This window comes from Klebsiella sp. A-Nf5 (genome assembly GCF_002810545.1).
Classification (GTDB): domain Bacteria; phylum Pseudomonadota; class Gammaproteobacteria; order Enterobacterales; family Enterobacteriaceae; genus Klebsiella; species Klebsiella variicola.
Map to the genome: position 1 here is coordinate 86510 of NZ_PIOG01000023.1, position 8058 is coordinate 94567.

Below are 8058 nucleotides of genomic sequence, written 5' to 3' on the forward strand. Positions count from 1 at the left end.
CCGCCTCAGCGTGTCTGGCACAGTCCGGAGACGGTTTTCACCGTATTCAGACTCTGCTGTGGGTTATCCGGAAGTTGAAAATGCAGCGTGCAGCTCTGCGACTGGTTGTTAACGACCCAGCTCACCGCCAGGGTCCCCTCCTGCGGCACGCCGCTGAGGTACACCTGCCCACCGTCAGCCACCATGCCGCCCGGCGCATTGCCGCTCTCCTCCGCCGTGACCAGCCGCGCGCTGGCGCCAAACGGCAACGGCCCCTGGGCATTGCGCAGGGTAAACAGCACCCGGTTGCCAATGTGGGTCCGGTAGTTGGCCATCACCACCGCGCCGCCGCCGGGGATCACGGTCTGCCCCTCCTGATCGACGTCGGTATCGTCGGCCATCGACTCTGTGTCGAGGGTAATGACATTTTTCCGGTAGGCGGTCAGGGATGGCACCACGGCATAGCCGCGCCAGTCGGTGTGCACATTGTTGCCGTTTTGTACCGCCACCCCAGCGGCCCCCGGCGCGCGGACGATGGCGAAGCTCTCGCCCACCGTCTGGCCGAAGGTGACGCCGTGCGGATGCGCGACCACCGAGCCGGCGCCTCCCCAGGTCAGCTGGTTGCTGGCGGCGTCATGACGATAGCCGAGCTGGGCGTTGCCGAAGCCGCCGTGGTAATCCAGCGCGACGCTGCTGTTGCTGCCTCGCCCCTGGTTGCCATAGCCCTGCTGGACCGAATAGAACAGATTTGGCCGCGTCGGCACCGCGCCATACAGCGAGACCTGCTGCGAGGTATAGCCATTGCTGTCCGAGGTGGTGTTATAGCTTACCGCGCTGTCGGACAGCGGGCCGCCCAGCGGGATGTTGATATTAAATGACCAGGAACGGTCATTTTTTTCCTGATTGCTGGCGCGGGTGTAGTAATAGCCCACGCCCCAGGAGATCCCCTTCCAGGCGCTGTAGAACCCGAGGTGTACCGTCTCATCCCGGCTCTGCCGGTGCCAGTAATCCTGCGACCAGGCGGAGATCGCCAGACTGCCGAGGCCGCCAAGGCTTTGTGTCACCGACAGCTCTTCCCGGCGACGCCGGTTGTCCACCTGCCCCTGCGCGCTTTCCAGCGCGCTGGCTTCGGCAAAATCGTAATAGCCGCTGGAGGAGTAGCGGTAGCTGGCGAGGCTGAATGAGGTCCCCGAGCTGACAAAATCTTTCTGATACTGGGCGCGCAGCGAATGGCCCGCGTAGCGTTTGCCCGACGGCGTGCGGGTGACGGCCTGGGTCACGTCGCCTCCCAGCGACCCGAACTCGCCGAAGCCGCGACCCAGGCCCAGCGCCCAGGACTGATAGTCCTGCGCCAGTTGCGTACCGCCGTAGAGGGTAAATCCCGCCGACAGACCGTAGAACAGGGTTCCCTGGAGGAATTCCGGCGAGCGGACGGTATCCGCCCCCGAATGGTAGCGCCCGGCGCTAAGGCTGAATTTGCCGCGCCCTTCGCGCAGCATAAAAGGAACTGCGGAATAGGGCTGAGTGAAGGTGCGCACGGCGCCATTGCTCTCGGTCACCTTTACCTCCAGATCGCCGCTCTGCGAGGTGGGGTAAAGATCGCTGATGGCAAATGCCCCCGGCGACACGAAGGTCTCGTAGATCACATACCCGTGCTGAGAGACGGTCACTTTGGCATTGCTGTGCGCCACGCCGCGGATAGTGGGGGCAAAGCCGCGCTGGCTGTCCGGGAGCATCTCATCGTCAGACATCAACTGGACGCCGCGAAAGGGGATGCTGTCAAAGACATCGCCAGTGGTATAGGTATCGCCGATCCGCAGCAGACTCTTCAGCGAGCGGACGTCGCGCTGCAGCCAGGTACTCTGTGAATCCCAGTGCCGACGCTGCTGGTCGTACTGCATCGAGGAAACATTGCGCAGCCGCCAGGCGCCCAGGTTCACGCCGCTGCGTAAATTGAGGTAGTTCGAGCGGCTACTCTCCCCGTCATCGGCACTCTTGATCTGCGCACCGGAAAAATAGTAATCAACAAACGCGGCGGGCACGCCATCGTCCCAGCGCGATGGATCGACATAGCCGCGGCTTTGCACATTCATCGCCGCCTGGGGAATACTCAACGTCAGGCGCTGGTTAGCAAAGGTGAACCGACTGCTGGCATCGGGAATAAACTTCTCGATACGAGTGAAGGTCTCTCCTTCATGCAGCGTTTGAAAGACGGGAAAGGCGCTGACGTTGACCCCATAATCCGCCAGCTGAGCGGGCGTCAGCACCGGCTGCAGCTTCCCGCCATCGTCAACAAACGTAATATCGGCCTGGCCCAGCTCCTGGTCGTTAACCACCACGGTGACAGAGTAAGTACCCGGCTGCTGCCCGCCGGGTTTGGCGAAATAGTGCAGGTCGGAGGTTTGCTGCTGCGGATCGGCAAACTCCAGCGCCGCCGGGTCAAAATAGTCGTCGGCCAGCGCCCGGTTCAGCGGGCTGAGACAAAACATCATCGTCGGTACCGTCGCCAGCGCCAGTGCCCGGCTGGCGGCCACTGGCATTGCGGCATATTCCCGCACCTTCGCTGTTGTTGTTCTTTTCATGCTGGCGCCGTCCGGTCATATCATCACAAAGGGAATTACTGCTGGGCGAAATCGCTGATACCGCCGTAGTCGTTAATCGCCCGCCATTTGACGGTGCCGTGCCCGCTCACCGGCCACGTTTTCTGGCCGAAGGGGGCCACCATGCCTGGCTCGTCGATGCTCTGCCCGCCCACCGCGACGGAGTAAAAAGAGACAAAATACGGGGTGGGGTTTGCCACCGTCAGATGACCGCCGGACTGGGTAAACTTCAGTTGCTGCCAGGCTTTTGCCGGGTCGCCCGCCAGGCCATTGGGCCGATAGAAGATTTTGAATTTCGACTTAATATTGACCTGCAGCTTATTCACCTCGCCCTGCGGCGTCGGAGAAATACTTTTGACGTTCAGCCAAAACACCGACTCACGATCGCCGGGTAGCGACGCGCCAATAAAGTTAATACGCAGGACGTTATTCTGCTCCGGATCGAGACGGAACAGCGGTGGGGTCACAATAAAGGGCACCTTGCTCTTGTCATTTTCCGCGTAATTTTCCACCCACGACTGCACCAGATACGGCGTATGGGTATCGGCATTGGTGACTGAAATAGCGGCTTCACGCTTCCCTTCCTGATAAATCACACGGGTTCCACCCATGACAATACCGGCCTGCGCTGCTGTGGAGCACAGCAGAAAGGCCGCAACGGCAATTATTTTCTTCATCATTAATAACCATCAGGTAAAGGTTGAACAGACAATAAAATAAAGCAGCAAATAACAGAGCCAGTAACCACTGAGATAATTAGCAGGAACAACAATACCGTCACGAATATATATCGCGACTGCTTCGCCATTAACGTTTCAACAGACTGCTATGGATCCAGATGCAATGAACTGGCTCTGAATAACGCGCAATAAGATTAGTTATAAATCATATTGAAATTAGCCGTACCGTTGGCATCACCCGCCGCCACGGCCCCGGTAGAGACATAGTCGGCGTAAAACTCGAGGTCAGCAGAGCCGGTGCCGGCAGTGGCGCCCGCGACGACCGGGTGATCTTTGGACACTTTGCCGAGGCTGACCGCCGTGTTCTGGTCGTCTTCATACAGCTTGATCGCCACGCCGGTGGCGCCGCCATTGGTGGCCAGCAGAGTGGTATCAGACTGATCGCGCGCGCCGTCAAACAGCACCGCAACCTTGGCCACGCTGGCCGGGCAATCTTTGACTTTGATATGGAAGGGAGTTTTGGTGGTTTCGGAGCCGGTGCCGGTAAAATAGCTGCTGGCCCATTTGCCCAGATCCACGGTCTGGCCGGTTGAACCGCTGTCGACGTTGCAGGAGCTGTCGGTAATAGAGCCGTTAAAAATCACCTGCCCACCGGTACCCTGAGTGCCTGCGCTGGCGCCTGGGTTAACGGTCATTGTCGATCTTGCGGGTTGCGTATTGCCAGAAATTGCCGCACCAGAAACCAGCGCGCCCATGAGAATTGCCATAATACGAAGTTGGGATTTCATTATTTATCTCATCGTTAACGAATATATCGCACAGTCATCGACAATAGCGCATGGCTATCGCGAAGCTGCTCATCAGTTCCTCCCTGTAAATGTTCATTGCGTTCCTTCCGCAGGATAGTAGGCACACGCTCTCTCACTCTGCTTTATTTCGACAAAGTGTCGCTAATAATAAAAAACAGAAGACAAAGAGTTATTTTGGTGTGCGAAATAAATATATTACCGGTCCCACCAAAAGGCAACCCAACGCAATGTTGCGGATAAGTTAAGAATTATCGGCGTCATAGAATTTATTTTTGAAATGCCTTTTCAATGTTAATTTACATATCTATACAAACGGTAATTAAACACGTTCAAACAACAACAGATCAAAGCCATTAACAAATTTAAAAGTAATCGCCCAAAAAGTCGTCTTGTTTTATCGTGCTTCCGATCGGTAGTAGAGGAAAATTAGGAATTTTCCTGGTATTAATATTCATCATTTCTACATAAATGAAGCGCAAGTGTCCGCCTCAGTGCGCATAATTTCTTGTTGTGGAACTCTTTTTATTTTCAAGTGAAAGATGTTACATCAACAGCGTGAATGTATTGGTCATGCCGCTCAATAAAGTCGACTAAATAGCAGGGTTATTTTGCAGTTAAAAAAAATCCGCAACCCGGACGGATTGCGGATAGAGGATGGGTCAGACGCGCGGGAATGTCCTCAGAACAGACCCAGTGGCGCGGTGCCGTAGCTCACCAGCAGGTTTTTGGTTTGCTGATAGGCATCCAGCGCCATCTTGTGCGTTTCCCGGCCGACGCCGGACTGTTTATAGCCACCGAACGCCGCATGAGCCGGGTAAATATGATAGCAGTTGGTCCATACGCGACCGGCTTTAATCCCGCGGCCCATACGATAGGCGAGGTTGGTATCCCGCGTCCAGACCCCGGCGCCAAGGCCAAACTGGGTCTCATTGGCGATGGTCAGCGCTTCCGCTTCGTTCTTAAAGGTGGTCACCCCGATCACCGGCCCAAAGATCTCCTCCTGGAAGCTGCGCATATCATTGCGGCCTTTAATCAGCGTGGGCTGAATATAAAAACCGTTATCCAGCGCCGGGGCGATGACCGCCCGCTCGCCGCCGGTCAGGATTTGTCCGCCCTCTTCGCGGGCAATCTGAATATAGGAGAGGATCTTATCGAACTGTTGGCGGGAAGCCTGCGCGCCGATCATGGTGTTGGTATCTAACGGATCGCCACGGCGGATCTGCGCCACTTTATCCATCACCCGCGCCATAAAGGGTTCATAGATGGATTCATGGATCAGCGCCCGCGACGGGCAGGTACAGACCTCACCCTGGTTGAAGAAGCCAAGCACCAGCCCCTCCACCGCCTTTTCAATAAACTCTTCTTCGCCGTCCATCACGTCGGCAAAGTAGATGTTGGGCGATTTTCCTCCCAGCTCGACAGTGCACGGGATAATATTCTCCGCCGCACAGGCGAGAATGTGCCGGCCGACCGGCGTGGAGCCGGTAAACGCCAGCTTGGCGATACGCTTGCTGGTGGCCAGCGCCTCGCCCGCCTCTTTGCCGAATCCCTGCACCACGTTAAGCACCCCGGCCGGGAACAGATCGCCGATCAGCTCCAGCAGCAGGGTAATGCTCAGCGGCGTCTGTTCAGCCGGCTTGAGCACCACGCAGTTACCCGCCGCCAGGGCCGGGGCCAGCTTCCACGCGGCCATCAGCAGCGGGAAGTTCCACGGGATAATCTGTCCAACCACCCCCAGCGGTTCATGGAAATGATAGGCCACCGTCGTTTCGTCAATCTCGGCGGTGCTCCCCTCCTGGGCGCGCAGGCAGCCGGCGAAGTAGCGGAAATGGTCCACCGCCAGCGGCAGGTCGGCATTCAGGGTTTCGCGGATCGGTTTCCCGTTGTCCCAGCTCTCCGCGACGGCCAGATACTCAAGGTGCTGTTCAATACGATCGGCGACCTGTAGCAGCAGCCTGGAGCGCTGCTGCACTGACGTTTTACCCCACGCTGGCGCCGCACGGTGAGCGGCATCGAGGGCGAACTCAATGTCTTTGGCGTCCGAGCGGGGAAACTGCGCAATGTTGCTGCCGTCGACCGGGGAGGTATTCATAAAGAATTCACCGCTCAGCGGCTCGACAAATTTACCGTCAATAAAGTTGCCGTAAGCAGATTTAAATGAAACCAGGGCGCCGGGCTGGCCAGGGTGTGCATAACGCATCGCAAATCTCCTTCTGTAGGGTTGAGACGCGGCGGCATATTGATTTTTTAAACTTGCCGCCGAACGCTTCTTACTTTGCAGGGGTTATGCCAGTTTTTTATTGCCAATAATTTATATTATTTATTAATGAGTTAGGATGATTTATTTACCAGACGGGCAAGCGCTGTCGCACAGATGTCCACTTATGTGTCGCAAATCGCAACACCAAATAAACCAAATAGCTACAATATTGCAACACAGCAACATCGACCCTGAGGTGCCCTGTGCCAGGCAATCCCTATCTTCTCGCACCAGAGGTTAACGCTAACCCCCTGCTCAGCGATTCGTGGTCTCGCTGCCAGCGCTATGGTCTGGATCCCGCTACCGAGGATTTTCCCCGTCTGCGCGCCGGGGAACTGGCGGACCGGCTCGCCAGCCACCGCAGCCTGCAGCAGCTGGCGCAGCCGATGGTGGAGGCGCTGTCGCGCCAGGTGGCGGACCTGCAGTCGGTGGTGATCCTCTCCGACCCCAGCGGCCTGGTGTTGCACACCGTCGGCGATACTCAGGCGATGCTGAAGGCTCAGCGCGTCGCGCTGGCCCCCGGTAACCTGTGGAGCGAAAGCGGGCGCGGGACCAATGCCATTGGCACTGCGCTGGTCATTGACGATGGCTGCGAAATCGATGGCCGCCAGCACTTTCTCACCCGCAACCAGAATCTGTACTGTGCGGCGATGCCGCTCCAGCGGCCGGACGGAAGCATTGCCGGCGTGCTGGATATTTCCGGCCCGGCGGATTTTCCCCACCAGCACACCTTCGGCTGGGTGAAGGCGGCGGCAAAGCAGATTGAATATCTGTGGGTGAAACAGAGCCTGCATCCGGAACAGTGGCTGATGAGCCTGCACCAGCAGGTGGACAAGCTCGACAGCGTCGAGGAGCTGCTGCTGGTCTTCTCTGACAACGTCCTCACCGCCGGCAACCGGCTGGCGATGCGCGAGTTCGGCCTGAACGCGGCGCAGTTTGGCCAGCTTACCTTTGCGTCGCTTTTTCCGACGCTGGCGCAAACGGCGGTCAGCGTCCCGCTGCCGCTGACCACCCCGCAGGGCCGCTATCACTATCGCCTGCGGGAGCCCACCCGCCGCCGGGTCGCGGTAAGCGCCCCGCCGGCCATGCATCTCCCCTTCACCAGTCCGCGCGAAGGCGAAAAGCTGCTGCGGCTGCTCAACGCCGGCATTGCGCTCTGCATTGAGGGGGAAACCGGCAGCGGCAAAGAGTATGTTAGCCGCACGCTGCATCAGCACAGCCGCTGGCGCAGCGGCAAATTTGTCGCCATCAACTGCGCGGCCATCCCGGAATCGCTGATCGAATCCGAGCTCTTCGGCTACCAGCCGGGGGCATTTACCGGCGCCAGCAAAAACGGCTATATCGGTAAAATCCGCGAGGCTGAGGGCGGGGTACTGTTTCTTGATGAGATCGGCGATATGCCGCTGGCGCTGCAGACGCGGCTCCTGCGGGTGTTGCAGGAGAAAGAGGTGGCGCCGCTGGGCGCCAGCCGCAGCGTGCCGGTGAACTTCGCCTTGATCTGCGCCACCCACCGCAATCTGACGCAACGGGTCAGCGCCGGCGAATTCCGTGAAGATCTGCTGTGGCGCCTGCGGGAGTACGCCCTGGCGCTGCCCCCGCTGCGCGAGTGGCCGATGCTGGAAACCTTTATCGCCGCGCTGTGGCGCGATCTGGGCGGTGTTTCACGCCGGGTGACGCTTTCAAATGCACTGCTGGTCCACCTCAGCCAGCTGCCGTGGCCGGGAAACGTG

The 8058-nt window shown here is 58.3% G+C and carries 5 protein-coding genes; 1 reads left to right on the forward strand and 4 read right to left on the reverse strand.

Translation table 11 applies throughout. The annotated features are described in order from the left end of the window. Positions 1–5: 5 nt before the first annotated feature. The 4 genes from CWM53_RS01430 to CWM53_RS01445 form a co-directional block, all read right to left on the reverse strand. The gene (locus CWM53_RS01430) at positions 6–2519 is read right to left on the reverse strand and encodes a fimbria/pilus outer membrane usher protein (RefSeq protein ID WP_100730382.1); all 2514 of its coding nucleotides are present in this window, start codon (positions 2517–2519) and stop codon (positions 6–8) included. A gap of 77 nt (positions 2520–2596) precedes the next feature. Further along, a complete protein-coding gene (locus CWM53_RS01435; protein WP_074387805.1) occupies positions 2597–3259 on the reverse strand; it encodes a molecular chaperone in 663 nt (220 codons plus the stop codon). A 194-nt stretch (positions 3260–3453) separates the two neighbouring features. Continuing rightward, on the reverse strand, positions 3454–4047 hold the full coding sequence (locus tag CWM53_RS01440) for a fimbrial protein (protein WP_100632149.1): 594 nt from the start codon (positions 4045–4047) through the stop codon (positions 3454–3456). A gap of 700 nt (positions 4048–4747) precedes the next feature. Further along, positions 4748–6268 carry an aldehyde dehydrogenase family protein gene (locus tag CWM53_RS01445; protein WP_100632150.1) on the reverse strand — a complete coding sequence of 507 codons (1521 nt, stop codon included), beginning with the start codon at positions 6266–6268 and terminating at the stop codon, positions 4748–4750. A gap of 263 nt (positions 6269–6531) precedes the next feature. On the opposite strand from CWM53_RS01445, the gene CWM53_RS01450 reads away from it, so the two are divergent. Beyond that, a partial coding sequence (locus CWM53_RS01450; protein WP_100750712.1) for a sigma-54-dependent Fis family transcriptional regulator occupies positions 6532–8058 on the forward strand: 1527 nt, incomplete at its 3' end.

What these genes read in the sequence shown, in the direction of transcription:
- CWM53_RS01430 (WP_100730382.1), bottom strand. Translation starts at nt 2,519, where the DNA reads ATGCCAGTGGCCGCCAGCCGGGCACTGGCGCTGGCGACGGTACCGACG.
- CWM53_RS01435 (WP_074387805.1), bottom strand. Translation starts at nt 3,259, where the DNA reads ATGATGAAGAAAATAATTGCCGTTGCGGCCTTTCTGCTGTGCTCCACA.
- CWM53_RS01440 (WP_100632149.1), bottom strand. Translation starts at nt 4,047, where the DNA reads ATGAAATCCCAACTTCGTATTATGGCAATTCTCATGGGCGCGCTGGTT.
- CWM53_RS01445 (WP_100632150.1), bottom strand. Translation starts at nt 6,268, where the DNA reads ATGCGTTATGCACACCCTGGCCAGCCCGGCGCCCTGGTTTCATTTAAA.